At 58.5% G+C, this 25,524-nt stretch carries 24 protein-coding genes and 1 pseudogene; 13 read left to right on the top strand and 12 right to left on the bottom strand.

Features of this window, described 5'->3' with window-relative positions; genetic code table 11:
* Positions 1-234: 234 nt before the first annotated feature.
* Entirely contained in the window at positions 235-1,248 is a 1,014-nt protein-coding gene (locus PGC08_RS01560) for an acyltransferase family protein (RefSeq protein WP_137826018.1), read from the bottom strand.
* Positions 1,249-1,332: 84 nt separating this feature from the next.
* Between PGC08_RS01560 and PGC08_RS01555 the strand changes: the two genes are divergently transcribed.
* Entirely contained in the window at positions 1,333-1,776 is a 444-nt protein-coding gene (locus PGC08_RS01555; protein WP_249356821.1) for a MerR family transcriptional regulator, read from the top strand.
* A gap of 335 nt (positions 1,777-2,111) precedes the next feature.
* Here PGC08_RS01555 and PGC08_RS01550 read toward each other — a convergent pair whose 3' ends face one another.
* A complete protein-coding gene (locus PGC08_RS01550; RefSeq protein WP_009883800.1) occupies positions 2,112-3,635 on the bottom strand; it encodes a SulP family inorganic anion transporter in 1,524 nt (507 codons plus the stop codon).
* 191 nt (positions 3,636-3,826) lie between these two features.
* Here PGC08_RS01550 and PGC08_RS01545 point away from each other — a divergent pair, with 191 nt between their 5' ends.
* A complete protein-coding gene (locus PGC08_RS01545; protein ID WP_009883801.1) occupies positions 3,827-4,210 on the top strand; it encodes a MerR family transcriptional regulator in 384 nt (127 codons plus the stop codon).
* Between the two features lie 123 nt (positions 4,211-4,333).
* Here the strand turns inward: PGC08_RS01545 and chrA are convergent, their stop codons facing one another.
* Both chrA and PGC08_RS01535 read right to left on the bottom strand, forming a co-directional pair.
* Positions 4,334-5,551, bottom strand: coding sequence for a chromate efflux transporter (gene chrA / locus PGC08_RS01540; RefSeq protein ID WP_009883802.1), 1,218 nt, complete (start codon positions 5,549-5,551; stop codon positions 4,334-4,336).
* Entirely contained in the window at positions 5,544-5,765 is a 222-nt protein-coding gene (locus tag PGC08_RS01535; RefSeq protein WP_241212426.1) for a PadR family transcriptional regulator, read from the bottom strand. Before PGC08_RS01535 ends, chrA begins: the two co-directional genes overlap by 8 nt.
* Positions 5,766-6,483: 718 nt before the next feature.
* Here PGC08_RS01535 and PGC08_RS01530 point away from each other — a divergent pair.
* The 5 genes from PGC08_RS01530 to PGC08_RS01510 all read left to right on the top strand — a co-directional run bounded on the left by PGC08_RS01530 (position 6,484) and on the right by PGC08_RS01510 (position 11,043).
* Positions 6,484-7,104: a recombinase family protein gene (locus tag PGC08_RS01530; RefSeq protein ID WP_025777886.1), complete on the top strand. Its 621-nt coding sequence runs from the start codon at positions 6,484-6,486 to the stop codon at positions 7,102-7,104.
* A gap of 19 nt (positions 7,105-7,123) precedes the next feature.
* Positions 7,124-8,566 carry a Mu transposase C-terminal domain-containing protein gene (locus tag PGC08_RS01525; RefSeq protein WP_050773396.1) on the top strand — a complete coding sequence of 481 codons (1,443 nt, stop codon included), beginning with the start codon at positions 7,124-7,126 and terminating at the stop codon, positions 8,564-8,566.
* Positions 8,553-9,458, top strand: coding sequence for an AAA family ATPase (locus tag PGC08_RS01520; protein WP_009883806.1), 906 nt, complete (start codon positions 8,553-8,555; stop codon positions 9,456-9,458). The genes PGC08_RS01525 and PGC08_RS01520 overlap by 14 nt, the downstream gene beginning before the upstream one ends.
* A gap of 146 nt (positions 9,459-9,604) precedes the next feature.
* Complete coding sequence (locus PGC08_RS01515; protein ID WP_125240296.1) at positions 9,605-10,207, top strand: recombinase family protein; 603 nt, start codon at positions 9,605-9,607, stop codon at positions 10,205-10,207.
* Between the two features lie 317 nt (positions 10,208-10,524).
* On the top strand, positions 10,525-11,043 hold the full coding sequence (locus PGC08_RS01510) for a hypothetical protein (protein WP_125240297.1): 519 nt from the start codon (positions 10,525-10,527) through the stop codon (positions 11,041-11,043).
* Between the two features lie 12 nt (positions 11,044-11,055).
* On the opposite strand, the gene PGC08_RS01505 is transcribed toward PGC08_RS01510, so the two are convergent.
* Together PGC08_RS01505 and PGC08_RS01500 are read right to left on the bottom strand one after the other, a co-directional pair.
* Entirely contained in the window at positions 11,056-12,579 is a 1,524-nt protein-coding gene (locus tag PGC08_RS01505; RefSeq protein WP_125240298.1) for a SulP family inorganic anion transporter, read from the bottom strand.
* Positions 12,580-12,856: 277 nt separating this feature from the next.
* Positions 12,857-14,011 carry an MFS transporter gene (locus tag PGC08_RS01500; RefSeq protein WP_442868146.1) on the bottom strand — a complete coding sequence of 385 codons (1,155 nt, stop codon included), beginning with the start codon at positions 14,009-14,011 and terminating at the stop codon, positions 12,857-12,859.
* A 643-nt stretch (positions 14,012-14,654) separates the two neighbouring features.
* Here PGC08_RS01500 and PGC08_RS01495 point away from each other — a divergent pair.
* Together PGC08_RS01495 and PGC08_RS01490 are read left to right on the top strand one after the other, a co-directional pair.
* Positions 14,655-16,241 carry a ribonuclease J gene (locus PGC08_RS01495; RefSeq protein WP_125240300.1) on the top strand — a complete coding sequence of 529 codons (1,587 nt, stop codon included), beginning with the start codon at positions 14,655-14,657 and terminating at the stop codon, positions 16,239-16,241.
* Positions 16,242-16,287: 46 nt separating this feature from the next.
* Positions 16,288-17,904: a peptide chain release factor 3 gene (locus tag PGC08_RS01490; protein ID WP_125240301.1), complete on the top strand. Its 1,617-nt coding sequence runs from the start codon at positions 16,288-16,290 to the stop codon at positions 17,902-17,904.
* Here the strand turns inward: PGC08_RS01490 and PGC08_RS01485 are convergent.
* Positions 17,885-18,199, bottom strand: a complete 315-nt coding sequence (locus PGC08_RS01485; RefSeq protein ID WP_092104909.1) for a hypothetical protein — start codon at positions 18,197-18,199, stop codon at positions 17,885-17,887. The genes PGC08_RS01490 and PGC08_RS01485 overlap by 20 nt on opposite strands.
* A 573-nt stretch (positions 18,200-18,772) precedes the next feature.
* Between PGC08_RS01485 and PGC08_RS01480 the strand changes: the two genes are divergently transcribed.
* The 3 genes from PGC08_RS01480 (at position 18,773) to PGC08_RS19500 (ending at position 21,945) form a co-directional block, all read left to right on the top strand.
* On the top strand, positions 18,773-19,123 hold the full coding sequence (locus PGC08_RS01480) for a MerR family transcriptional regulator (RefSeq protein WP_125240875.1): 351 nt from the start codon (positions 18,773-18,775) through the stop codon (positions 19,121-19,123).
* Between the two features lie 106 nt (positions 19,124-19,229).
* Positions 19,230-21,401 carry a HelD family protein gene (locus tag PGC08_RS01475; protein WP_125240302.1) on the top strand — a complete coding sequence of 724 codons (2,172 nt, stop codon included), beginning with the start codon at positions 19,230-19,232 and terminating at the stop codon, positions 21,399-21,401.
* A 91-nt stretch (positions 21,402-21,492) separates the two neighbouring features.
* On the top strand, positions 21,493-21,945 hold the full coding sequence (locus PGC08_RS19500; RefSeq protein WP_164513915.1) for an SgcJ/EcaC family oxidoreductase: 453 nt from the start codon (positions 21,493-21,495) through the stop codon (positions 21,943-21,945).
* 169 nt (positions 21,946-22,114) lie between these two features.
* Here PGC08_RS19500 and PGC08_RS01465 read toward each other — a convergent pair whose 3' ends face one another.
* The 5 genes and pseudogenes from PGC08_RS01465 to PGC08_RS01455 form a co-directional block, all read right to left on the bottom strand.
* Positions 22,115-22,720, bottom strand: a complete 606-nt coding sequence (locus PGC08_RS01465) for an IS3 family transposase (protein WP_271709332.1) — start codon at positions 22,718-22,720, stop codon at positions 22,115-22,117.
* A complete protein-coding gene (locus PGC08_RS01460; RefSeq protein ID WP_009885489.1) occupies positions 22,717-23,019 on the bottom strand; it encodes a transposase in 303 nt (100 codons plus the stop codon). Before PGC08_RS01460 ends, PGC08_RS01465 begins: the two co-directional genes overlap by 4 nt.
* Before the next feature lie 60 nt (positions 23,020-23,079).
* Positions 23,080-23,346: pseudogene (locus PGC08_RS19495) on the bottom strand (transposase); the annotation flags it as partial.
* 38 nt (positions 23,347-23,384) lie between these two features.
* Positions 23,385-23,678: an IS3 family transposase gene (locus PGC08_RS19490; protein ID WP_442868175.1), complete on the bottom strand. Its 294-nt coding sequence runs from the start codon at positions 23,676-23,678 to the stop codon at positions 23,385-23,387.
* Between the two features lie 243 nt (positions 23,679-23,921).
* Positions 23,922-24,092: a transposase gene (locus tag PGC08_RS01455; protein WP_271709331.1), complete on the bottom strand. Its 171-nt coding sequence runs from the start codon at positions 24,090-24,092 to the stop codon at positions 23,922-23,924.
* 217 nt (positions 24,093-24,309) lie between these two features.
* Here PGC08_RS01455 and PGC08_RS19485 point away from each other — a divergent pair, with 217 nt between their 5' ends.
* Positions 24,310-25,494, top strand: a complete 1,185-nt coding sequence (locus tag PGC08_RS19485; RefSeq protein WP_442868145.1) for a DNA cytosine methyltransferase — start codon at positions 24,310-24,312, stop codon at positions 25,492-25,494.
* The last annotated feature ends 30 nt before the right edge of the window (positions 25,495-25,524 follow it).

Below are 25,524 nucleotides of genomic sequence, written 5' to 3'. Positions count from 1 at the left end.
ACGATGCCAGACGCCGAACGTTAGCAAGCTCGCTTGCGGGCTAGCGTGATCGGCAAACTTGCTGAGCGTGGAAGTGCTGGACGGGTTGCTGCTGAAGAAGCGGCCCTCACGAAATAGTCCGATCTGGCAGCTGTCGTGGCACCCGAATGGTCTCATCTTGCGTGCCCCGGGAGCTAAGAGACTCGACCGTAGACGTCACCATCTGTGAACCCAGAGTTATGACCCACGCCCACCCTAGGGCGCAGATAGTGACGTCATATTGGAGACGGGCCGCACGGCTCGTGGCATTAACCGCGCCGGGAAGCTGAAGAGAACGCTGACGACCATGACACCGCGCAAGGCAGCGAGGAGCGAGCAAACTGCGACCGATGCCAGGAAGCCGAGCACCGCCGCATCGGGCCCGCCAAGTTGCGTATCGACCAAGGCCACGATGACGAAGACCTGGACGGCGAAGTGTGCCGTGTAGAAGATCACGCTATGGCGGCCGACCCACTGCACCGGCAGGAAGACCCGGTGGCCGGCGAACATAAGCGCTGCGGCCACGGCCGCACCGACCGTCGGGACGGAGACATAGACGAAGACGAACGGATTGGCCTCCGGGTTCGTGGACAAGCCAGCGATGTTCCGGTTGACCCATCCCGCTGCCAGGAAGCAGAAGAGGACAATAGCGCGGTCCCACGAAAATCCCGGCTTCTCCTCGGCAAAGGCTCGGCCGGTGGCGGCGCCGGCGAAGAACCATACGGCGTAGATGCCCAGTCGCATTGGCTGACTGCCCTCCTCGGCGACGATTCCGAGGACGATGAATGCCACCAGGGCAACAGCGAGCATCGCTATCGGAGGCATCCATCGCAGTACTAGGGCCACTGCGAAGTACACCATGAGGTAGAACATGAACCACAGATAGTTGTGCGGTCCCCAGTCAGTGAGTCTGAGCACGCTAAGGTCGGGGGCTTGCACTAGGGCGATGAGCTGCCACACGAGATATGGCCAAACGAGATTCGTCCACTTGCCCCAGATGTAGGACCCGACCGGCTTTTCCAGGGCGCGGGGAAGGAGCAGGCCAGAGAGGAAGAAGAGTGTCGGCATGCGCAGGCCTTGCAAGGCGACGGAAGTCTCCCAGATCGGTCCGTGTTGCACGCGCTGATCGTCGCCGATGACTAGGGCATGCCAGACCATGACGAGGAGGATGGCGACCCCCCTCAGGCCATCGATCCATAGTGCTCGCGGGGGCGGGGTGTTTCCGGGCATGAAGTCCTCTCGCCGGCGGGAGTCGCGGTTGTAGCCACATGGGGCTCTAAAGAAGCGAGGGGCAACGCGCAGAGCACCTTCGGCATGGCCAAATACACTACCAACAATGACGTCACGGTAGGGTTGATGCAAATCGCGAGCACAGAGACGGAGGCTAACGTGCACATCGGTGAGATGGCAGAGAAGTCAGGGCTATCCTCACAAACCCTGCGACGCTACGAAGACATGGGCCTGCTCCCACCGACCGTTAGAACCGAGGGCGGATTTCGGGTCTATACCGACGACGATTTGCGACGCCTGATGACAGTCCGGCAAATGAAGGCCTTGAATTACTCGACCGTCGAGATGGGCGAAATGCTCACTCTCCTCGATACTGTCGACAGCGACGCAGCCGAGGACCAGCGAAGCCAAGCACGCCTACAATTGCTCGCGCTAATCGACGATGCCACCACCAAGCGAAACAAACTCGCCCGGCAGATAGAGCGTGCCGACGAGTTCCTCCGCATCCTCCGCACACGACTTACTTAAGGTCCAGTACCACAGCCTGAGAGACACACCGCGGCTCAGGGTGTCTCGGAAATCTATAGTTTAGTAAGACTGCCGATCGGTTTGGCCGTGGCAAATTTTGCGTGTGAGCTTCAGCAGTAAATGGCGGTCTTCTGACAACACTCAGTGGCGGTGCTAACCTCATTGCCTACGTGTTCGAGTTCTAGCCGCAAGGAGTCTCCCATGCCATGACTTTTGAGGCGGGTAGGTTGTGAGACGCACTGTAGAGACTCCTGCAAGACTGCTCGACTAGTCCTGAAGACTAACGTCAGCCTTGCCAGCACCCCGGCTTAATGGCGTAGAAGGCGGTATTCTCTCTAGTGGCCGCCGCCGAGGCCGCCGGTGAGTCGAGCGTGGAACGCAGTCGTGTAGTCGTTCATGCCCACAAACTCGACAGCCTTACCGTGGTGTGCGTATTTCGTCTCGATCGTATCGAGTGCGGCGACAGTTGACGCGTCCCAAATGTGAGATTTCGTGAGATCGATGATCACCCGATCCGGATCGGCAGCATATTCAAACAGTGTGGTCAGGTCATTGCTGGAGGCAAAAAGTAGCTGTCCTTCGACTGTATAGTGAGCGACCTGCAGCCCGTCCTGTTCCTGGATCTCCCGGCGAACGTCGATGAGGTGGGCAACGCGACGGACGAACATCACCGAGGCCACGAACACACCGACAACGACGCCGATGGCGAGGTTGTGAGTCGCGACGACCACAGCGACGGTGATGACCATGACAGCGGTTTCGCTTTTGGGCATTCTCTTGAGGGTGGAGAGCTTGATCGAGTGCCAGTCGAAGGTTCCGACCGAGACCATGATCATCACAGCAACCAGCGCGGCCATCGGGATGATCGCCACGACGTCGCCAAAGGCGACGATGAGGATCAGCAAGAACATTCCTGCCAGGAATGTTGATATGCGGGTACGGGCACCGGAGGCTTTGACGTTGATCATGGTCTGCCCGATCATGGCGCAGCCACCCATGCCGCCGAAGAATCCCGAGAGAATGTTCGCCACTCCCTGGCCCCAACCTTCACGAGTCTTGTTTGAGTGCGAGTCGGTGACATCGTCGACAAGCTTGGCCGTCATCAGGGACTCCATGAGTCCAACGAGGGCCATCGCCAGAGAGTAAGGGGCGATGATTGTCAGCGTCTCCCATGTCAGTGGAACGTTCGGGACGAACAGTTCGGGCAGGCTCCGTGGGAGTTCGCCTTGGTCGCCGACAGCGGGGATATTGATTGCGAAGACTATGACTGCGACAGTGACGATGATGATCGAGACCAGCGGAGCCGGGACGACTTTGGTGATCTTTGGCATGAAGATCATGATGACTAAGCCGACTGCGACGAGCGGGTAAACCATCCAGGGCACACCGATGAGCTGCGGGAGCTGAGCTGTGAAGATGAGGATCGCTAGAGCGTTGACGAAGCCAACCATGACACTGCGCGGGATGAACCGCATGAGTTTCGCCGCGCCGAAGACAGCGAGCACGATCTGTAGCACCCCGGCGAGCAGCACGGTGGCGATGAAGTAATCCAATCCGTATTCACGGGCCACGGGTGCGATGACGAGCGCGATCGCACCGGTGGCGGCGGTGATCATCGCGGGGCGTCCGCCGACGAAGGCGATAGTGACGGCCATAATGAACGAGGAGAACAGGCCGACCTTTGGATCGACGCCGGCGATGATTGAAAACGAGATCGCCTCCGGAATCAGTGCCAGCGCGACGACTAGTCCCGCGAGGACTTCCCGAGTGAGGATGCGTGGGGTCTTCAGTGCGGTTATCACTGAGGGGTCGGGGTGGTATCGACTTCGGTCGTCGGCGGTCGTACTTGCAGTCGTCATTTAATGAGTCTCCAAGGTTAGGAGTGGGTCGAGTGTGACACCATCGAAGATTGAGCGCGCATTTCTGCGCGAGTCCGGCGGGCCCCTTTCTGGGGCCTGGAAACCAGGAGGCCACCGCACAATTGTGTGGGCACTAAAATTGACTCTAACGTAACGTAAGAGTTGATGCGAATTGAGGAGGGTCTGCCGCCATGCCTGAGGCAGGGATGATGCACATTGGAGAATTGGCTGAGCGCACAGGGTTGTCTTTGCGAACAATTCGCCACTATGACCAGATCGGCCTGTTGACCCCGTCCGGACGGTCGGAAGGTGGTTTCCGCCTCTATACCGAGGACGATCATGACCAGCTCATGCTCATCCGCCGAATGAAGCCGCTGGGGTATTCGCTGGAGCAGATGGGGAATCTTTTGAGGGCACTGGAGAGTGTTCGCAGTGGTGATTCTTCAAGCGCCGATGGAGAAGATGCGATGACGCAATTTCTCGACGACGCGAACGAACGACGGGAAAAGCTCGCTCAGCAACTTGCTGCAGCGGATGAGTTCATCGATCAGCTTCGCTCGAGGATTATTCCGTAATCGAAGCAAAGCTGTGCGATGTAGAGATGACCAGCGAGCAGGAGGCCGTCAGCGACGATTGCTACGAGGATCTCCAACGGCAAGGAGACACTATCAAGTCTCATTTGCTAGCGATGTGGGCTCCTACGTCAGCAGTGCGAGGACAACTCCACCAGCAGCCCCAACAACGACAACCATCCATGGCGGAAGCTTCCAGGCGATGAGTAGCACGAAGCAGACGAGACCAAGAGCAAATGGGCCCTGCCCGGTCACTGCCGTAGAGAACACCGGCTGATAGAGAGCGGCCGCGAGAATCCCAACCACCGCAGCATTTGCCCCACTCATCACGGCCTGGGACCACGCCCGCTGACGCAGAACATTCCAGAACGGCAGCACACCAACCAGCAGCAAAAACCCCGGTAGAAACACGGCCGCAAGAGCAACACCCGCACCGAGGACACCACCAGGGCCAACATCTGAGATCGCCCCCAGGTACGCCGCGAAGGTAAACAATGGACCGGGAACGGCCTGTGCGACACCATATCCGGCGAGGAACTGCTGGTCACTGACCCACCCTGTGTCGACGACACCGGCCTGGAGCAGTGGCAACACGACATGTCCTCCACCGAAGACCAACGCGCCGGCTCGGTAGAACGCATCGAAGACCGCCAGGCTCGACGATCCCGTCGCAGCCACGACTAGGGGCAGGCCAAAAAGTAGCGTCATGAATATTACTAAGCTGGTGATTCCTACGCGGCGTTTGACTGGGAAGTGCAACACACCCCCAGTCGCTCCACTGCTCTTACGACACAGCAGATAACCGGCAATAGCGCCGAGTGCGATGGCAGTGATTTGCCCGAATGCCCCGGGGATGAGCAGGGCTGCGGCCGCGGCAACTGCAGCGATCGATGCGCGTTGTTTGTCCGGAGTGAGGTTTCTGGCCATGCCGAGGACAGCTTGGGCGACGATAGCGACGGCGACGATCTTGAGGCCGTTGAGTAGACCTTCGCCCACGGGCCCGGTAAACAGGGCCGCACCATAGGCGAATACCACCATGATCACAGCAGATGGAACAGTGAAAGCGAGGAAAGCCGCCAATGCCCCCAGGGCCCCGGCGCGGTGCATGCCGATTGCGAATCCCACCTGGCTGGAGGCCGGGCCGGGAAGGAACTGGCACAGGGTGACCAGATCGGCATATTCCTGTTCGTCTAACCATTTTCGCCGCTCGACAGCTTCAGTGCGGAAATAGCCCAAGTGTGCGATTGGTCCGCCGAAGGATGTGAGACCAAGGCGAAGGAAGATGCGGAACACTTCCCAGGCAGAGCCCTGTCCTTTCAAGTGGGTGGGGGTGGTGTCAGTCATTTCCAGGCTCCTTCCGGATGAAGATTTGAACGCGTTCTTGTGCCAGAGCCAGTCCTTCGCGACCTTTTGCTGTGGCTGAGTAGAATTTGCGGACAGTGCGGCCATCGCGCTCGGATCGGACGGTGAGGTAGCCGTTATCGACCATGCGATGGAGCATCGGATACAGGGTGCCAGGCGAGAGTCGATAGCCGTGGGTCGCTAGTTCGTCGATCATCCACGTGCCGTAGATCTCTTCTTGGGCTGCATGATGAAGGACGTGCATCTGTACGAGTCCGGACAGTAAGTCACGGTGTTCGAGTTGCGCAGACTCGGGTTCAACAGGTTCCATTTCAGTATCTTAGAACGATAACGAAGACAGATAGTGAAGTTCGAGTGAACGCAGACTCGGACCGAGAGTTCAAAGCCTCTCTGTCACCGGAGTGTTGTGTCCTTACTGCATAGCAGTGTGGGCAGTGATGGTCCCCGTCTTTTGGGCTCCTCTACCCGGAACCTGTCGTCATTGAGCATGAGGCGACAGCGAATCACTCGACTAAACGAATGCCGAGGCGAGATGCTGCCTGGTTAGTTCGTGCGCATCTTCGCGCTAATCGGCATTCGGTTCGAGGCGCGGTCGTCTCTCATGAGCTACTCAATGCGATGAGTCGTTACCGCCCCCGTAGTCTCGGCGACTACGTTCTGCCCGGGAGGAGACTTGGCCAGTAGATCCTTCTCGCATTTAGTCGCCTTTTCAGGCTCTACAACTACCGCCATGCGTCACTGAAACTCACAGCCACGAACATGTCGGGCCAGGTGTCCCAGTTCCTTGGTAGTGGGACACCGAAGACGAGCAACCTCATCGATCGGGCCAGAACCTGATTTTCCATCCCATAAGTAAGGCCCAGAACAACGTCCCATACATTCCGTACAGACACGAAGATTGGTACGCTGGGCGCATGGAATTGGGGTACGCGCGGGTTTCGACGGTCAAACAAGACTTGGATCGACAGATCGATGCTCTGACCCAGACCGGAATCGCGGCCGAACGGATCTATGTGGACAAAAAGTCCGGGTCCACGGTCGACCGCCCCGGGCTGCGTGCAGTCATGGAATATGCCCGCGACGGTGACGTCATCGTCGTCCACACTCTCGATCGGCTTGGGCGAACGGTGCGCGATACTCTGAACCTGATTCATGACCTCTCCGAACGCAACATCGGTGTGCGCAACCTCGCCGACCCGATCAGAGTGGACTCGTCGAACCCGGATGATCCGATGGCGCAGCTATCGGTCGTGCTACTGGCGTTGTTCGGACAGATGGAACGCACATACACCCTGGAGCGTGCCGCCCACGCTCGAGCGGTAGCGACCGCGAAGGGCCGACGCATCGGACGGCCATCAGTGGTGGATCCGGACAAACTGGCCTACGCCGAGCACCTGCGCACGACCGGACACACCATCGCCGATATCGTGGCCAAAACCGGGATCACCCGTACCAGCCTGTATCGCCACCTACCACCGCGGCCTCCCGAAGCGGTGACAGTCGCGCCGAAGACTGCCGCCGATCCCGAGACCTGATCCAGGACTGGTGACCGTCATGGCGCAGAGGACCCCAGAGGAGAGGCTCGCTCTGCTGCGCCAGCACGATGACGGTGTCCCCTGGACACGGATCGCGGCCGAATCAGGAGTACCGGTGCGAACGTTGTCACGCTGGGCCGCGAAGTATGGTGCTTTCCCGACGTCCAATGGCCTGCAGCGCCTCCGGCGAGCTGACAACGGCACGAGGCGAATACTGCCCGAGATTGTGGAGATGATCGAAGCTCTGGCGCTTCGTTGCCCCGAGCCCTCAGTCGCGTTTGTTCATCGCCGAGTCAGCGGCATAGCTGCCGATCGGGGACTGCCCGCGCCAAGCTACTCCAGCGTCCGGGGGATCATTGGTGCCATCGACCCGGGCCTGCGCACACTCGCCCAGCACGGCGATGCCGCCTACCGGGACCAGTTCGAATTGGTTTTCCGCCGCACCACATTGAACCCGAACGAACAGTGGCAAGCCGACCACACGCTCTTAGACGTTGCAGTACTCGACCAAGCTGGCGTGCCGGTTCGGCCGTGGTTGACGGTGCTGCTGGATGACTACTCCCGCGCAGTCGCCGGCTACACCCTTTTCCTGGGTGCCCCATCAGCCGAACAGACAGCTCTGGCACTACACCAAGCGGTCAATCAGAAGACGAATCCTGCCTGGCCGGTCTGCGGCCTGCCAGATGTGCTCTATTCCGATCACGGCTCGGACTTCACCTCCGTCCGCCTCGAACGGGTTTGCCTGGACACGCAGATACAGCTCATCCACTCACGCATCGGCGTTCCGCAGGGGCGAGGGAAGATCGAGCGGTTCTATGGCTCCATCACCACCGAGCTCTTGCCGCACCTACCCGGGTATATCCCGCACGGAACGAACGGAGAACCTCTCACGGACCCGGCGCTCAGTCTTGAGCAACTCGACGCGATCCTGGAAAGATTCATTGTCACCGAATACAACCAGCGCCCACACTCCGAAACCCACCAAGCCCCCGTCCACCGCTGGGCAGCTTCCGGCTTCATACCGCGAGCCCCAGTACGGCCGGAGGATTTGGACCTACTTCTGCTGACTGCGGCGACTACAAGGAAGGTCCAACGCGACGGGATTCAGTTCTCCTCCACCCGGTATGTGTCCCCGGTGCTGGCCGCCTACGTCGGTGAACAGGTAACTATCCGGTTCGACCCGCGCGATGTCGGCGAGATCCGCGTCTATTTCAACGATGACTACCTCTGCCGCGCGATCGCTCCCGAGCTCGCCGCCGAGTCCGTCTCGCTGCGAGAGCTGCAGGCTGCCCGGTCGCAACGTCGCCGTGACCTCAAGCGACAGCTGCGCCACCGCCGCAGCCTCGCCGACGCGCTGCCGATTGACAACCGTTACGTCCCGCCTGAACCAACCGAAGCGGAACCGGTCGGCGGCGACGAAGTCCCACCACGACACGGATTGCGACTCTATGCCACCGACTGACCCGAAACACAGTCTCCTCAGCAAGGACGATGACGGAAGCCGATTCCTTTTCGGCGATTTCGGGGAGATCAACTCCAGCGCCCCGCCACGGCCCGATTTGCCACCGTTCCAGACGACTCATGAGCATCGCCGCTTCGCCGAGTTCGCTGACGCGGTGCGCACTCATCGCTATATTGGCCTGTGCTGGGGGCCACCGGGGGTCGGCAAGACACTCTCCGCCCGGCACTATTCCGGAGTCGATGACTGGGAACAATGGGAATCCTTTTTCTCCGACACCCTCGGCCCTGTGCCGGAACGTGTTCTCGAGGCCCGCACTGCGTTTTTCACTCCCACGGTCGTGGCCACCCCGAAACAAATAGACCAGGGCCTGCCACGAGCATGTCAACGCATCTCCTACGCCGTCGATTTCGCCGAGCACGGCATCGTCGACCCCTACGTCCATACCGAGTCCCGTTCCAGCGGACGCACCGAGCTGCTCATCATTGACGAAGCCGACCGTCTTAAGGCCACCGGCTTTGAGCAAGTCCGTGACTACTTCGACCATCACCATATGGGCGTCATCCTCATTGGTATGCCGGGCATCGAGAAACGCCTCGCCCGCTACCCGCAGCTCTACAGCCGTATCGGCTTCGCTCACGAGTACCGCCAGTTGAGCGCGGACGAACTCACCGCAGTCCTGGCCAGACGACTTCCAGCTGAGGGCGAGGCAACCGATGGTGGCGTCGCCCACGCAACCGCGATCGCGACTATCGTCCGGATCACCGCAGGCAACTTCCGCCTCGTCGACCGTTTACTCACCCAGATCGAGCGCGTGCAGACCGTGAACGACCTCAACGAGTTGACGCCCGAGGTTGTAGAGGCAGCTCGGCAGGCTCTCCTCATCGGCCACTAAACGCCGCGAGAAACGTGCCATTTACCGCTGCGACTCACAAATTTTGCGGTCCGAGTTCAAGGGGCAAAACATGTCTCGATAACCCGTCTCGACGGAGAATGTCTTACCGTGGTGACTTTTCGGTATTTGTGAGTCATTCTTGAAGTATGAGGCTTCTGGGATACACGAGAGTCAGTACCGCCGGTCAGGATGCGCAGCTCCAGCTCGATGCACTCGTCGGTGCGGGAGTCCAGAAACGGGACGTGTTCTCTGATGTGACTTCCGGCAGTAAGGCGGCGAAACAACGACCGGGAATGAAACGGTTAATCGAATATGCCGAAGATGGTGACACCGTCGTCGTGTGGCGCATCGATCGCCTCGGCCGTTCACTCCTCGACGTTCTGGCAACCGTGAACCATCTCCGCGACCGGGGTGTGAAGATCAGTTCTATTTCAGACAATATTGATCCCGAGACGTCATCGGGTCGGATGATGCTAGGAATGCTCGCCACTCTGGCTGAGTATGAACGTGAGCTCATCACCGAACGTGTCAACGCAGGCATCGTCGCAGCCAAGCTCAACGGCACCAAGTTCGGGCGGCCGCCGCTCGACCCGGACGAGATCGCTGAGAAGCTCGCGATTGCCGAGGATGCCCGAGCGAAAGGTCGAACCGCTGAAGATGCAGCACGCTTGGTGGGCTGGTCCAGGGCAACCTTGTACCGACACCGCCAGGCCTCCGTCACTCACGACACCTTGGCTGAGCCGGGGTGAGACGGGTCGGCTTTTCTTACTGCGCACGTGAGCTAGCTGGCCGCGCACGGCATTCGTCGCCCGCGCCGGCTTCATTCCGGCTGGAAGTCGAGGATCAGTTACTGACAGGCTTTGCTGGGCGTAAAATGTGGTTGTTGAGGTTCGGAGACATGCCCGGGCCGCAACGTTGTCAGGCCCTGACCGGGCCGATCAAGCGGGCGTCTTCGGATGTCCGCTTGATCTTTAACTCACTTGAGGAGGCCTCGTCTTTGAGGTCCTCAGGGGTAAATATTCCGGATTGCATATTAAAAGTTGGGCTTCGGATCTATTGTGGGAAAGTGACCTCTTCCAGCAGGCGCGCCTACGATGTCGTCAGCAGAGACAACAGGCACGATCGTCCCTCTCCTGAGAGTGCCGTCGGCCGATCGCTTGCCGAGCAGCCGCTGCCCGGCGATGACGAGCGCTGGGACGAACTCCTGTCCGACCTCGACGTCGACGACCTCACCGCCACCTTGATGTCACGAGCTATAGCCAGCGGAAGTCACTCATCTCCGATAGCCGACGTCGACCTCCGCCAGGCTGCTCGACTGTCGTTTCAGACCCTGATCGACAACCTGCGAACAGATGGGTGTTCGTCTTCTGCTCCAATGCCAACAGACAGTGAGACCCCTCTTGCTCGACCTGGTCCTCTCCTAGCGGCGGACCGGTTGGCAGGTGGCCACTACCTCACCGTGTTGTGGGAAGGGTTAGTCGGTGTGGCGAAACATGACGATGCTGAACTCCTCATCCGTCATACGTCTGAAGTATTCAGCACCGTCGTCGCCTACACTCTTGAGATCTCAGCGACCGCACATTAGGAGACCAAGGGGTCAGTGGCCCTGACCAAGACCGCCGGTGAGACGGGTATGGAAATCATCGGTATAGTCATTCATTCCGATAATCTTGACCCTCTTGCCCTGCTGTTCGTACTTCGTCTCGACAGCATCGAGTGTTGCCACGGTCGACGCGTCCCAGATGTGTGACTGGGACATGTCGATGACCACGTGATCAGGATCTTTCGTGTACTCGAACAAGGTCGTGAGGTCATTACTCGAGGCGAAGAAGAGTTCGCCAGTGACGGTGTACTTCGCCTCCGCACGTCCCTTGAACTCACCAAGCTCGCGTTCGACAGAGACGAAGTGGGCCACACGCCGAACGAACATCACCGAGGCGACGAACACACCAACAATGACACCGATGGCGAGGTTATGGGTAGCAACGACGACAACGACGGTGACGAGCATGACGAAGGTCTCGCTCTTGGGCAGGCGCTTCAGGGTCGAGATCTTGATCGAGTGCCAGTCGAAGGTACCGACAGAGACCATGATCATCACAGCCACGAGCGCAGCCATGGGAATGATTGCGACGACATCACCCAAGGCAACGACGAGAATGAGGAGGAATAGGCCAGCCAAGAACGTCGAGATCCGAGTCCTGGCTCCAGAGGCCTTGATGTTGATCAACGTCTGACCAATCATCGCGCAACCACCCATGCCGCCGAAGAATCCCGACAGAATGTTCGCGGTTCCCTGTCCCCAGCCTTCTCGGGTCTTATTCGAGTGCGTGTCGGTGACGTCGTCAACGAGCTTCGCAGTCATCAGAGATTCCATCAATCCGACCAGGGCCATCGCCAGGGCGGTGGGCGCGATGATCTGGAAGGTCTCAAAGCTGATCGGGACGTCGGGGAAGAACAGCTGCGGCAGACTATCGGGCAGATCACCCTGATCTCCAACGGACGGCACGTTGATCGCGGCAATGATGACAGCGGCGGTGACGATGACGATCGAGACCAATGGAGCTGGAATGATCTTGGTGATCTTGGGCATGAAGACCATGATGAGTAGGCCCACTGCAACGAGTGGGTAGACCATCCAGGGAACTCCGATGAGCTGTGGCAACTGAGCGATGAAGATCAGGATGGCCAGGGCATTGACGAAGCCGACCATGACGCTGCGCGGGACGAATCGCATGAGTTTGGCAGCACCGAAGAGGGCGAGGACGATCTGGAAAACACCGGCCAGAATGACCGTGGCGATGAAATAGTCGAGCCCGTACTCGTGGGCGATGGGGGCGATGACGAGTGCGATAGCACCGGTAGCGCCAGTAATCATGGCAGGTCGCCCGCCCAGGAAGGCAATAGAGACGGCCATGATGAAGGAGGAGAAGAGTCCGACTCGGGGATCGACGCCAGCGATGATGGAGAACGAGATCGCCTCGGGAATCAGCGCAAGGGCCACGACGAGGCCTGCAAGTGCCTCACGGGTGAGGAGTTTCGGCGATCGCAGAGCGGTCCACACCGAGGGTTCTGGTCTGTACCGTTTGGTGTCGTCGGTTTCGACAGTGACAGTGGTCATCTTCTACCTTCCGGGCAGTAGTGTGCTTCGTGTGTAGAAGCGCGAACAGTGATCAAACGGCGAAGTTGCCAGCAGTGTGACGTGGTGCCTGTCGGATCAGGAAACTGAGAATGAAGGGGCCTGGACGACCCGAACGATTTCCAACTCTACCGTGACGTGAGAGTCGATGCTAATTCGCTGTCTGTAATGTGACGAAGGACAAAGTTCGGGCCAGCGAAAGGCACACGAAATACTGTGCACCAACGGTCAAAAATCGTGCGGCGCTCGTGCTTGGCGCTCAACCTGTCACCAATGGATCGTGATGACGAGGTTGAGAGGTGAAAACGGTGACGGTGGCGATGCCGATCGGAATCACTGCCAGCAGGGCGGCCGGGAGTGCGAAGCTGCCGGTGAGATCGGTGCCCAGTGCCATGGCGTAGGGGCCCAGGGCGGATGCTCCCAGGCTGATCGCGGTGGCTAGTCCTCGAATTGCCCCGATGTTGGTCACTCCGTAATAGCGGGCGAAGGTCGCTCCTTCCATGCCGCGCAGGCACCCGCCTGCGGCACCGAGGATGAGGCCATAGGTGATGGCTGTCCATCCGGGAGAGATCAGGGGCAACATGAGCAGTGCGGCTGAGGTGGTGGCCATGGAGAAGATGATGAAGATCTTGGGATTCATCGAGTCGATGAGAGCACCGATGAGCAGGGTCGCCAACAGTGCCGCGATGGTCTGAGGAATAAAATTCGCCGCCGCCTCGGCCGGGCTCAGTCCTTGTCCGCCGAGGACCGCGATCTGGTGGAAGGCCAGGCCGGTGCTGAGCATCGACGAGCTGGCCACAGCCGCAGCGAGGACCCAGAACATTCCGGTCCGTCGAGCTTGGGACAGTGTCCAATCGGTTAAGGGCCTCACATCGGCAACCTGCGCGCTGTCCGTGTCTACGGACGTTCCTGTGTCATCTTCTATGTCAGGGTCGCATGAGTTGCCAGTTGTGTACTCGCGGCGGCCAGTCGATCGGACGAACAGAATGGCCGGCATGGCCACGACGATGACAGCGAGGGCCTCCCACCGCCAGGTCTGTGCTGGGCCCACTGCGGTGATCAGGCGCTCCAGGGCGACCGGCGCCAAGGAAATGCCCGTCGATCCGATCGCCGAAGCGATTCCCAGCGCCAGGCCCCGACGGTGATCGATGGCCCGGGAGACTGCGGTGACTACGGTCAGGCTCAGTGCCCCTTGCCCGGCCATGCGGACTCCAATGTAGCCGAAGGTCAGCCCGAACAGTTCGTGGGCAAAACTCAACCCCACCAGCACGATCGCGAACCCAATGGCGATGACAGCCATGACGACGCGAGCGTTCCAGCGGTCCGAGGCCTTACCGATGAGAGGCTGGAACGCGGCACCAATGAGAGTGGCGGTGAGATAGGACAAGGACAGGGCGGTTCTGTCGATTCCCACACTCGCAATAAGCGGCTCAGTGAACACCGAGAGGCCGGCTGTTTGTCCAGGTGCGGTCATTGCAGAGATGACTCCGCCAGCCACGACAGTGACGATCCAGGCCAGGCCGATGGACCGATGAGTTGAACGGCGAGAGTCGAGGGAGGAAATGAGTCGGGAGAGCCTTTCGTGCAGTCAATGGTCGAGGGGGAATCTGATACAGCAAACTCTACCGCTACGTGAATGTGCGGGCGGAGAATCCTCGAGATCGTGGATAGCCCGATCCCCCGAGGGCGGTCGGCTTCCTCAAGGGATCGGGCAGTCAGAAGGCGGAGTGGGCTGGCCTGGATTGGTGCAGCACCTTCTCAGCAACACTACCGTAACGGAAGGTTTGCTGGATGGCAACGTGAGCCGGTCGCCTTGCCCTCGGGCCCCAGTGGAACTCTCACGTAACGTAAGGTTAAACTGGAATTCGATCTCGGTTGCTGCCAGTTTCCATGGCATCGACTACCACCAGTCGGACCAGCCATAGTGCGGTTCCACTCAACAAAGAAAGACCCATTCTTTGGCTTCTTCTACGCGTACACTCACCGCTCCTTCCACACTCAAACCTGGAGGCCTTCGGGTCACACCATTGGGAGGACTCGGTGAAATCGGGCGCAATATGACAGTCTTCGAACACCGCGGAAAACTGCTCATCGTCGATTGTGGTGTCCTCTTCCCGGAAGAGCACCAACCAGGCATTGATGTCATCCTTCCCGACTTCACCTCCATCCGAGACCGCCTGGCTGACATTGTCGGCATCGTACTCACTCACGGCCACGAAGATCACATCGGCGGGGTTCCCTACCTGCTGAGAGAACGTCCCGATATTCCCCTCATTGGCTCCGAGCTCACTCTGGCGTTCATCACATCCAAGCTCAAGGAACACCGGATCACGCCGCAGCTGATTCATGTCGAGGCCGGCGACCGGCACGACGCTGAACCCTTCGGGCTCGAATTCGTCGCCGTCAACCACTCAATCCCTGATGGCCTTGCCGTGGCCATTCGCACCGGGGCCGGCCTTGTTCTACATACTGGTGATTTCAAGATGGACCAGTTCCCGCTCGATGACAGGATCACCGACCTGCGGCATTTCGCCAAACTTGCCGATGAGGGCGTTGACCTGTTCCTGGCAGACTCGACCAATGCTGAAGTCCCCGGGTTCACCACCTCCGAGCGTGAACTCACTCCAGCCATCGATCATGTTTTCGCCACGGCACCGAAACGCATCATTGTCTCCAGCTTTGCCAGTCATGTTCATCGCATCCAGCAGGTCCTCGACGCCGCGCACGCCCATGGACGCAAGGTCGCTTTCGTCGGTCGATCCATGGTCAAGAACATGGGTATCGCCCGGGATCTGGGATATCTCACGATTCCGCGTGGACTCATCGTTGACTTCAAGAAGCTGCACACTATGCCTGATGAGAAGGTCACGATCGTGTGCACCGGGTCGCAAGGCGAACCGTTGGCGGCCCTGGCGCGCATGGCCAGCGACACTCACCAGATTCGCCTTAATGCCGACGACGTTGTCCTTATGGCCAGCTCCCTGATCCCCGGCAACGAGAATGCGATCTACGGCATCATCAACAAACTCACGGACCTTGGGGTGCGTGTCGTGCATAAAGGCAATGCCAAAGTCCACGTCTCTGGGCACGCCTCTGCGGGCGAGTTGATCTATTGCTATAACCTCATCAAACCGACCTCCGTGATGCCCGTGCACGGAGAATCCAAACACTTACGAGCCAATGCCGATCTGGCGATCCGAACAGGAATCACGCCTGACAACGTCCTCATCGCAGCTGACGGCTACACGGTCGACCTCGTTGACGGTGCTGCTCGGATCTCTGGCAAGGTCGAGGCTGGATTGGTCTATGTCGATGGCGACACCGTTGGCAAAGTCACCGAAAAGACCCTGGGAGAGCGCCGACTACTCCAAGAGGGTGGAGTGGTCACCGTCGTCGCGATCGTTGACGCCGATACCAATACCTTGGCCGAACCACTGGAGTTCATCTCTCGCGGATTCATCCACGACGAGACAATCTTCAACTCAGCGGCAAAGAAGGTCGACTCGGCCTTGGCGAAGCCGGCGACGTCTGAAATTGACGACACGAACGGTCTGGAGGCTTTGATCTCCACCACGATCAAACGCCATCTTGTGCGAGCCTATCGGCGGGCCCCTTTGGTGACTGCTGTCGTCATCTTCGCCTAGACCAGCCTCCTGAACGTCAATGACGAGGAACTGATGGAGAGGCGAGATGACAACGAACCACACGAACGGACACACCCACGACGACGCTGTCGAGGCGGTCAGGCAGGGGGCTCGCCGCCGCACCTTTGCCGTCATCAGTCATCCGGATGCTGGCAAGTCGACCCTCACTGAGGCACTTGCCCTCCACGCTCATGCCATCAGCGAGGCCGGTCACATACATGGCAAGGCCAGTCGCAAAAGCACCGTCTCCGACTGGATGGACATGGAACAAGATCGAGGTATCTCCATCACCTCGGCATCGCTTCAACTGATGTATCGCGATACCGTCCTCAACCTGCTTGATACCCCAGGCCACGCCGACTTCTCCGAAGACACCTACCGCGTCTTGGCAGCAGTCGATGCTGCCATCATGCTCATCGATGCAGCCAAGGGCATCGAGACTCAGACGATGAAGCTCTTCGAGGTGTGCAGACATCGCGGCATTCCCATCATCACAGTCATCAACAAATGGGATCGCCCAGGTCTGGATCCCCTTGAGCTCATGGACGAAATCACTGAGAAGACCGGCCTCGAACCGACCCCTTTGACCTGGCCGGTGGGGATATCGGGAGACTTCCACGGGTTCCTTGACCGAGAAACCGGCGAATATGTTGAGCTCACAGCCACCGCTGGAGGTGCACAGATTGCACCGGAGGAGCATTTCGCACCAGACGAGGCCGCTGCACGGGTCGGCCAGGATTGGACGACGGCCCTCGAAGGGGCGGACCTGCTCAGCGCATCGGGCGACGATCACGATCAGGAGACCTTTCTTGCTGGCCTGTCCACACCAGTGATCTTTGCCGCCGCGGTTCGCAATTTCGGGGTACGACGCCTCCTCGACATCCTCGTTGACCTCGCCCCAGCACCTGAAGCTCGAAACACCGCCAACGGCGAGACTCGTGCTCTCGAAGAACCGTTTAGTGCCTTCGTCTTCAAGCTTCAATCGGGCATGGATTCAGCACACCGTGACCGCCTAGCCTATATGCGCATCTGCTCAGGAATCTTCCGACGCGGCATGAACGTGACCATTGCCCGCACGGGCCGCGGATTCGCGACCAAATATGCTCAGCAGACGTTCGGTCAGTCTCGCGACGTCGTCGATATGGCGTTCCCTGGCGATGTCGTCGGTCTCGTCAACGCCTCAGCATTGACGATTGGCGATACCCTCTACACGCATACGCCTGTTGAGTTCCCGCCGATGCCTACCTTCTCACCGGAGCACTTCGCTGTGGCCCGGGCTTTGGACAACAGTCGCTATAAACAGTTTCGTCGCGGGATCGCCCAACTGGAGGCAGAAGGTGTCGTTCAGGTGCTTCGCTCAGATCTGCGTGGAGACCAGGCTCCCGTCCTCGCCGCTGTCGGTCCCATGCAATTCGAGGTCGCAGACCACCGACTGCGCGGCGAGCTGGGTGCTCCGATCCGCTTGGAGATGCTGAACTATTCGCTGGCGCGTCGTACGGATGAGCGATCGGCGGGCACTCTTAACGCCGAACGCGGTGTGGAGGTCCTCGAGCGGGCAGACGGTGAGCTGATCGCGGTGTTCAGCGACCAGTGGCGCCTGCAATCGGTGAGCCGAGCCCACCCCGATCTAATGTGCAAACCGTTCATGGCCGCAAAAGACTAGCGTCGGCGTCCCCTGACACGGTTGGTGTCTGCGTCTCTTGAGTGCTTGATTCCGCCAGCCCGGAGAGGAAGTCGTCTTCGCCGGAGAAGACCTGCTCGAGCAAGTGTTGGCATCTGATCGCACGTGCTGCGTCTTCGGCGAGGACGCGGGTCAGGAACTCGGCGACCTCGACGCTATTGCTGTTGTTGATCGCCTCGATTTCACGCCCATGATCGGAGGCGAAGCTGCGTGAGTGTTCATACAGTGATGACAGTACTTGGACAGTTGTTTCGTTGATACGAGGATTGACAGGCAAATCGGCCTACTTTCTGTAGAGATTTCACGTGTGTGATGAGCGTGTGATGTCAGACGTCGACAGGCATCTCAGGAAAGACCGTCCAGAGGTCACGGACGGTGCGGAAAGAGGCATCCGGATCGACCTGCGACAGTGTCTCGAGTACCTCCTTCCGGGCGTGGGCTGTGCGGGCGGCCTCAATCAACTGAGTTGAGGAGACCGAGGTCGATCCAAATGCAGACGATATGGCGCGTACCAGTTCGAGACGAGTGACCGGATCCATAGTGAAAACCTCCTAAGTCGTGGGACAGGTCCAGGCTGTCCCGGCAAAGACACCGCCCGGTAGACGGCGAAAGCGATACGGAGTCAACCGCTGCCGTTGCCCTCATCAGTGCCAGGGCGGTCGGTGAGCAGCGCGGTTGCCTATGGCCTTAACTCTACCCTTACGTGAGTGTTGAGTCGACAATGTGGTCGTCTCGCGACCTAATGCTCGTAGACTGTATCGACAGGTGCGAAATCATGAACTCGGGGCAAGGTGTGCGCCGCCAGGAGATTACGAAAGTGTGGGTGGGTAGTGTGACCGATGACCATGTAATGCACATCGGAGAGGTGGCAGACCGCGCTGGCCTGTCACTGCGGACGATACGACATTACGACGAGATCGGCCTGGTCGCTCCTTCTGGGCGAACCGACGGAGGATTCAGGCTTTATTCTCCCGCCGACCTCGGGCGTCTCGTTCTCATTAAGAACATGAAGCCCCTCGGCTATTCTCTCGAGCAGATGTCGGAGTTGCTATCGGTCATCGATTCGCGCGCCTCTGGAGCCGGCGCTGGTGCCGAGGAAGCACTGGAGGCCTTCCGGCAGGACGCCGCACAGCGGCGGGAGCGTCTCGTGGTGCAACTGGCCAAGGCCGACGAATTCATCGCCGAACTTGGAAGCGTGTAGAACCCCCCACACTCCAGAGCGCGTTACCTCCGGGTGGCCCGACTTCAACTCTACAGTTACGTAAATGTAGAGTTATAGGTGGATACCCCTGTGGAACGGAGCACTCATGACAGAATCCCAGATGGAAACTGAGGAGCGACAGAAGCTGGCGGCGACTCTTGCCCTCATCGACACCGAACTCGTCCGAGTCGCCGATCAGATCGCGACGAGTGATGCCACGATCCAGTCGCAGAAGGAACTCATCTGGAATAACCAACGCGATATGGACGCCGCGGAGAAGGCAAATATCCGCACACTGGTCTCAACGGCCGTCGGCCTGGGAGAGTACACGGTAAAGACGCGCAAGAGGATCGAGAAACTTCAGGATTCTCCTTATTTCGGTCGTGTCGATTTCACCCGCGACAAGCCTGAGCGCACAGGTTACTCGGCGGATGCCTCCGATGAATTTCCTGCTGAGGAGATCTACATCGGCGTCCACAATTTCTATCGCCCTGGTACCAAGGACATCCTCGTACACGACTGGCGGGCGCCTGTATCGAGCCTGTTCTATGACTACGAGTCGGGCCCAGCATCTTTCACTGCCCCTGCTGGCCAGATTGATGGTGAAATCACTGGCAAACGGCAATACAAGATCGCCCAGGGGCAGATGGAATATGTCATCGAGTCGGCTCTCAACATCGACGATGAGATACTCCAGCGAGAACTCAGCCGCTCCGCCGATGACAAAATGCAAAACATTGTCGCGACCATTCAACGTGAGCAGAACGCGATCATTCGCAACGAGGCCGCTGAAGTGCTCATCCTGCAAGGCGTGGCTGGGTCCGGCAAGACATCGATCGCTCTTCACCGAGTCGCCTTCTTGCTCTACCGGTTCAAAGAGAGCCTCAACTCGTCAAATGTCATGATCCTCTCGCCCAACAAGGTCTTCACCGACTACATCTCCGGAGTGCTGCCGGAACTCGGTGAGGAACAGATCGCTGAAATCGATTTCGGGACCCTGGCAGAGAAATATCTGCCTCCCAAACTGGGCTTCCAGACTTTCAATGAGCAGGTCTCTCACGTTCTCGAGCATCCTCACGACGCGGCTTCCGATCGGATGCGGCACAAAGCCGGAGCTGATTTCGTCGATGATCTCGAAACCTGGATTCACACCGAAATCGCCACCACACTCGCCCCGAGTGCGGTCAGCCATCGTGGGGAGGAGATTTCGGCTGCGGAGATGGCCGAAATCTTCGAACGATGCAGTTTCCTGCCCGTCTTCGCTTGTCTCGAACGCGCGGCGAAGATTGCCGTGACCACTCTGGGACAGCGTTTTAAGAAGGATCGTCGCGGGTGGAAGACCGCTGACGAACGGGAAGTCAGGAAGCAGGTTCTCGGACTGTTCCCCTATAAGGACCCGTTGTCGATGTATAAGGCGTTCCTGGCCTCACGCGAAGAGAAGGGGCTGTTTGTCATGGCCGGGCGCAATCGACTCGAATACGCTGATGTCTTTCCGCTTATTCTCACGCGGCTGAGGACGACTGAGTTTGAAACCTATCAGAATATCCGCCACTTACTCGTCGATGAGATGCAGGACTACACGCCGGCTCAATACGCCGTAGTCAAAGCGCTTTTCCCCTGTCGCATGACGATTCTTGGCGATGCTGATCAGAAGGTGAACCCATTCAGCTCCTCGAGCCTGTCGACGATCCGCGAGATCTTCCCCGAGGCCAACTGTTTGGAGATGTATCGCAGCTATCGCTCGACGTCTGAGATCATTTCCTTCGCACAGGGCATCTCACACAATGATCGCCTCGAATCGGTCGATCGGCACGGCCGACCCCCGGAGGTCATTCGCACCGAGGACACACTCGACGAGGTGGCCGTGATCACGAATCTGATCGATTCTCATTCAGCAGGGCCACAGCAGTCGCTGGGCATTGTGTGCCGAACAATCGAACAAGCCAGGGAATTGCATGATGCGTTGAGAGAGGCAGGTGCTGACATGACCTTACTCGACTATGACAGCGAGGAGTTCGCAAGCGGAGTGGTCATCACTTCGGCTCACGTGGCCAAAGGTCTCGAGTTCGATACGGTGATTGTGCCTGGCGTGTCCGCTGACAGGTACACGTCCGACGTCGACAAAAGCATGCTCTACATCGCCTGCACCAGAGCAATGCACGAACTGTACCTCACCTATTTCGGCGAGCTTCCGTCCTATCTCGCCTTTGCCGAGCCGACGAATGACAGAACAGTGTCTACCCGAGGTTCGTCGAGACAAGCAGCCGTCTTCGGATAGGGCACGAGGGCCCTGATGACACCGTGCCTGTCTCCTTCGCAGGCGTAGAATTTCACAAGGTGCAGACACACGTCATCTCGGAGGAGTCAGGGTGCGCCCAACTGGACTGATCGACAATTCAGACAAACGAGCCAGAAGCGAAATCACTTCAGTATTTAAACGGCTTGAAGACGGATTCCATCAGCAAGACGCCGACATCTTCGATGCCCATTTCAGTCGAGACGCCGTCCAAGTCACTGCCGCAGGTCAAAGAATGACTGGTTGGGACGCGATCCATAGCTATCACAAAGAACGCTTGGAAGGGCACGCGCACGGTCTTCACGTTGCCTTGAAGGTGGAGAGCGTTGGCTTCCTCGCCCCAACGATTGCAATTGTGCACACGCTTCAGGAGACGACTGCGGGTGAAGGTGATGTGCGGTGTAACTCGGGCACGTGGACGCTGATCGAGTGCGCCGGCAAGTGGTGGATCTGTGCAGTCCAGCAGACCAACGTCGTTGCCCTGCCCTCTGACTGGAGTGCTCATGCAGACAGCGACGTCCGGTAAGTGTGCCGGAACAAGGAATTCAGGACGTTGAGATCTCAAATGCTGAATCTCCCAGCAAGGAGGCAGGAGGAATATCGGAATTGGCAGCTTCACTCGAGTGCACCGGAATGAATCGTGATTTAAATTGGACCGGTCTGCTCGCAAACTCAAGGATGTTCGTGCCCATGCACTAGCCGAAGGGTTCGACCACGTCCTGCACGGGATTTGTCACCTCTCCTTGCATCAGCCCCTTCAACCCTATGTGACATTGCCCTCTGAGAGGGAGCGTCGACAGGTGAAAGCTAGACTGTTGCATTAGGTGAATAATGCTCAGACTGCTGAACACGTCCTTGCCCGCGCACATGTACAGCTTGCCCTCACTGGTGTGGTGTTCGGTAACGTCGGTCAGCCACAACTCGTTGATTGCCTTGGCCGTGAAGTCGCGTTCGACGAGGTCGTCACACACTGGCGGGCCGGGCTTCTTGCCGTGTTTCCGGGCTCGTTTGATCGTGTGCGAGAACAACTGCTGCTGCGAGCACAATCGCCACACACGACGCTCTGACATCTGCAGACCCGCGGCGTGGAGTTCATCGGCGATGAACCGGTGCCCGAACTCAGGATCGTCCGTATGAACGTCGTAGGCGGCATTGATCAGATGTGCCTCGTCCCAGTCCCGAGCTGAGACCGGATGAGCGCACCACTTGTAGAACCCCTGCTTGGTAAAGCCGAGCACCCGACAGGTCACTGCCACCGGCACCCCGGTGGCAGCAAGGTCAAGGACCAGCGGGTACATCATTTTGGGTGATGGCCACCGAGCTTCAAGTTCGCTTGCGAGAGGTACGCTGCGGCCTCGCGGAGGATCTTGTTCTCACGCTCGAGCTCGCGAATGCGTTTCAGCGCTGCCGCCTGGGCGCGTGACTCCTCGACATCACGGGAGGGCTCGAGTCCGTGCTCGCGTAGCCGCGAGTCACGCACCCAGGCCTGGAGAGCTGACTTCGAGATACCGAGGTCGGCACACACCTGCTTCTGGGTCATTCCATCGTCCAAGAGCTCGAGCGCTGATTGCTTGAACTCATCGGTGTAGATCTTTGGCATGACTTCTATCCTTCCTGGAATTTATCCAGTCGTGAAGTCAACCAAACCTTCAGCAGTCCCACCCATCGACTGGACCACCCCCAAACTGCGGCACGTAGCCTGAAACGCCGTGGACGTATATTGTCGTCCGTGATCACTGTGAAAAATCGCATCCCATAGTGTTTTTCTATTATTTGATGCGTTCTGTAGAGCGTCTTCGACGAGGCTGGTGCGCATATGATCAGCTATCGACCACCCCACGATTCGCTTCGAACACACATCGATCACCGTCGCCAGATACAAGAACTTCCCCTCGTGAGCATATGGCAGGTAAGTGATGTCGCCGACGTAAACCTCACCGGGCCGGTCTGCGGTGAAGTCCCTCTTCACCCGATCAGCAAAGACCTGGGCACCCGGATCCTTGACCGTGGTGATCTGCGGTTTGCGCAAGTGAATGCCGACATGTTGTTCGCACGCATCAGCCGAGCGACCCGTTTATGGTTGACCGGCCCGTCTGCGGCTAACTCGACGGTGATCCGCCGGTACCCATACGTGCGATCCCAAACTCGATGGATGTCAGCGATCTGCGGAACCAGAGCATCATCAGCTGCCTGAAGATCAGCTCGATCCTGACGTGAGTCTCGCCACTTGTAATAACTTGAGCGTTGAATACCCAACACTTCACACACCCGCTTCACCCCATGGATGTCTCGGTGGTCGTCAACGAGCTGGAAGCGGATCACCAGGTCGTCTCTGCCGCGAGATACTTCGTGGCCTTGCGCAGTATCGCCCGTTCTTCTTCCAAACGCTCTACATCAGTGCGCAGAGACCGTTTGTCGGCTCGTAACGAGTCGTTTTCCACCCGTAGGCGAGCCACCTCCTCTTCCGGTGTCTCCGGATGAGCGGGCGCTCTTGGGTACCGCTCACGTAGCCTTCCGAGTCTGGAACACCCACGTCTTGATCGCGCCGCGGGAGACGCCAAGGTCAGCAGCGACCTGGGTATAGGACATGTCAGGATGAGTCCCATACAGCTCGACGGCGTCGGCTTTGAACTCGTCCGAGTACTTCTTCTTCGGCATGGTTTCTACTCGCATTCTCCGGCCCATTATGGGCCAGTCTCAGCGTGTCCACTACTCAGGATTCATCCCGTCCCCTCCGCTTCGTTGATCTATTGTGTTACCCGCCGAAGCACCTAGACCACCATGTCACCGCTGTATGCAACAATCAGAAATAGATGGGCCATACTAGATTCAGTCACCTATGGTGCCATTCGCAGCAAATAACATTTCAACATTAGAGAGGGCCGACTGAATGAGCTTAAGTGGGATTGAGCTATTCGCAGGAGGCGGCGGGATGTTGCTGGGCTCGGCATCGTCAGGAGTCAACCACGTGGCAGCAATTGAGTGGGATCGCTGGGCTTGTGACACTCTCGCGAACAACGCAAAACGGGATTACCCGCTAGTTCGAAACCTAGACGTAATCCGAGGAGACGTACGAGATGTCAATTGGAGACAATTCGCCGGACGCAACATAGACATCATCTCTGGAGGTCCCCCGTGTCAGCCGTTCTCCTTAGGCGGTAGAGCGCGCGCTGCAGACGATCCTAGAGACATGTTCCCAGCCATGACCGAAGCCATTGCCAATGTACAACCCCGCGCCTTTGTAGTAGAAAACGTTCGAGGTTTGACGCGCACCTCGTTTCAAGACTATTTCAGCTACATACGGCTGCGGCTTGAGCACCCTCTACTCAGAGAACGTGATGGCGAGACCTGGACTGAGCACCTCCGTCGGCTAGAGCAGGTTCATACCTCTTCAGAAGACGACCTGCACTATAATGTCGTCGTAAAACTGGTAAACGCCGCAGATTATGGAGTCCCCCAACACCGGCATCGCGTATTCATCGTCGGATTCAGATCCGACGTACAAGCGCAATGGTCCTTCCCAGAACCAACCCATTCTGGGTCATCCCTACTCCAGTCACAACTAGACGGAACTTACTGGTCACGACACGAAGTAGCAGGTCAACAGCAAATCAACGTAGAGCGCGCGACCGGTGACCCTTCCCTGAACCCATGGAAGACTGTCCGAGACGCCATCGGCGATCTCCCAAAACCATCCCGCTCAAACGCGAACCAATCGCTAAACCATGTACTCCAGCCCGGAGCTAGGAGCTACCCTGGACACACTGGGTCACCCATCGACTCACCAGCCAAGACGCTGAAAGCCGGCGCCCACGGTGTGCCTGGAGGCGAAAACATGATTCGCTTTCCCAACGGTCGAATCCGATACTTCACGATCCGCGAAGCCGCACGTATGCAAACTTTCCCGGATAACTACGCGTTGCACGGCGCGTGGGGAGAAGCCATGCGACAAATTGGAAATGCAGTGCCCGTAAGACTTGCCGAGCAGGTCATGAGCAGCGTTGCTAATCACCTACGTTTTGAGGGTTCAGCGAAAGTAACGAAAGAATCAACACGTTCTGTTAAGGTGGCATAATTCAAGAAACAAACACGCACAAAGACGGCC

It is taken from the genome of Brevibacterium sp. BDJS002 (assembly GCF_028201555.1).
GTDB classification, from domain to species: Bacteria; Actinomycetota; Actinomycetes; order Actinomycetales; family Brevibacteriaceae; genus Brevibacterium; species Brevibacterium aurantiacum.
The sequence above is the reverse complement of the archived record's forward strand: the minus strand, read 5'-3'. Positions and strand labels throughout refer to the sequence as shown.

Coding starts and splice junctions, on each gene's coding strand:
- PGC08_RS01560 (WP_137826018.1), bottom strand. CDS start 1,248: ATGCCCGGAAACACCCCGCCCCCGCGAGCACTATGGATCGATGGCCTG.
- PGC08_RS01555 (WP_249356821.1), top strand. CDS start 1,333: ATGGCCAAATACACTACCAACAATGACGTCACGGTAGGGTTGATGCAA.
- PGC08_RS01550 (WP_009883800.1), bottom strand. CDS start 3,635: ATGACGACTGCAAGTACGACCGCCGACGACCGAAGTCGATACCACCCC.
- PGC08_RS01545 (WP_009883801.1), top strand. CDS start 3,827: ATGCCTGAGGCAGGGATGATGCACATTGGAGAATTGGCTGAGCGCACA.
- chrA (WP_009883802.1), bottom strand. CDS start 5,551: ATGACTGACACCACCCCCACCCACTTGAAAGGACAGGGCTCTGCCTGG.
- PGC08_RS01535 (WP_241212426.1), bottom strand. CDS start 5,765: ATGATCGACGAACTAGCGACCCACGGCTATCGACTCTCGCCTGGCACC.
- PGC08_RS01530 (WP_025777886.1), top strand. CDS start 6,484: ATGGAATTGGGGTACGCGCGGGTTTCGACGGTCAAACAAGACTTGGAT.
- PGC08_RS01525 (WP_050773396.1), top strand. CDS start 7,124: ATGGCGCAGAGGACCCCAGAGGAGAGGCTCGCTCTGCTGCGCCAGCAC.
- PGC08_RS01520 (WP_009883806.1), top strand. CDS start 8,553: ATGCCACCGACTGACCCGAAACACAGTCTCCTCAGCAAGGACGATGAC.
- PGC08_RS01515 (WP_125240296.1), top strand. CDS start 9,605: ATGAGGCTTCTGGGATACACGAGAGTCAGTACCGCCGGTCAGGATGCG.
- PGC08_RS01505 (WP_125240298.1), bottom strand. CDS start 12,579: ATGACCACTGTCACTGTCGAAACCGACGACACCAAACGGTACAGACCA.
- PGC08_RS01495 (WP_125240300.1), top strand. CDS start 14,655: ATGACAGTCTTCGAACACCGCGGAAAACTGCTCATCGTCGATTGTGGT.
- PGC08_RS01490 (WP_125240301.1), top strand. CDS start 16,288: ATGACAACGAACCACACGAACGGACACACCCACGACGACGCTGTCGAG.
- PGC08_RS01480 (WP_125240875.1), top strand. CDS start 18,773: ATGCACATCGGAGAGGTGGCAGACCGCGCTGGCCTGTCACTGCGGACG.
- PGC08_RS01475 (WP_125240302.1), top strand. CDS start 19,230: ATGACAGAATCCCAGATGGAAACTGAGGAGCGACAGAAGCTGGCGGCG.
- PGC08_RS01465 (WP_271709332.1), bottom strand. CDS start 22,720: ATGATGTACCCGCTGGTCCTTGACCTTGCTGCCACCGGGGTGCCGGTG.
- PGC08_RS01460 (WP_009885489.1), bottom strand. CDS start 23,019: ATGCCAAAGATCTACACCGATGAGTTCAAGCAATCAGCGCTCGAGCTC.
- PGC08_RS01455 (WP_271709331.1), bottom strand. CDS start 24,092: ATGCGAGTAGAAACCATGCCGAAGAAGAAGTACTCGGACGAGTTCAAA.
- PGC08_RS19485 (WP_442868145.1), top strand. CDS start 24,310: ATGAGCTTAAGTGGGATTGAGCTATTCGCAGGAGGCGGCGGGATGTTG.